At 70.7% G+C, this 733-nt stretch carries 1 protein-coding gene; it reads right to left on the bottom strand.

All coding sequences use genetic code 11. The features are described 5' to 3' along the window. Positions 1 to 2 precede the first annotated feature (2 nt). The coding region (locus ME121_RS32865; RefSeq protein WP_491892969.1) for a methyl-accepting chemotaxis protein at positions 3 to 733 on the bottom strand (731 nt) is incomplete at its 5' end.

Here is a 733-nt window from a genome sequence, read left to right as displayed (position 1 = left end):
CCTCAGTGCCGGTAGCGTTCGGCCAGGGCCATGAGGGCCTGGGCGAGTTCGGTGAGGTTGGCGGACGCGGCCTCGACCTGCCGGGTGCCGGCGGCCGTCTGCTGGCTGGCCTGGCGGATGTTCTGCAACGCCCCCATCACCTGCTCGATGCCCAGCTGCTGCTGGTTGGTCGAGGCCACGATCTGCTGGAACGTCTGCACGTTCTCCTCCACCCGCGCGGTGATCTCCTCGATCGTGCGCTGCGTCGTGTCCGAGCGCGTCTTGCCCGCCGCCGCGCGCTTGACCGCCTCCTCGGTCAGCATCACCGACGTGTTGATGCCCCGCTGGATCTCGCCCAGGATCGCCCGCACCTGACCGGTCGCCGCCTTGGCCTGGTCGGCCAGGAGCTTCATCTCCGCGGCCACCACCGCGAAGCTGCGCCCGCTCTCGCCGGCCGCGGCCGCCTCGATGGCGGCGTTGAGCGCCAGCAGGTGCGTGCGCTCCGAGATGTCGTTGACCGTCTCGATGATGTCGCCGATCGTCTGGGTCTTCTCCGACAGGCTGACGATGTTGCCCGCCACGGCTTCCGCCTGCTCGCGGATCGCGTCCATGGCCTTGGCGGTGTCCGACACCGCGCGCAGGCCCTGGCGCGAGGTCTGCGCGGTCGCCTGGGCGGTGGCGATCACCTCCGTGGCGCGCTTGGAGATCTGCGCGCCCGAGTGGGTGATCTCGTCGACCGTGGCGGCCGTCTCCT

This window comes from Methylobacterium sp. ME121, from assembly GCF_000974725.1.
Classification (GTDB): domain Bacteria; phylum Pseudomonadota; class Alphaproteobacteria; order Rhizobiales; family Beijerinckiaceae; genus Methylobacterium; species Methylobacterium radiotolerans.
Note: the sequence above shows the minus strand (reverse complement) of the source record. Positions and strands in the feature narration are given on the sequence as shown.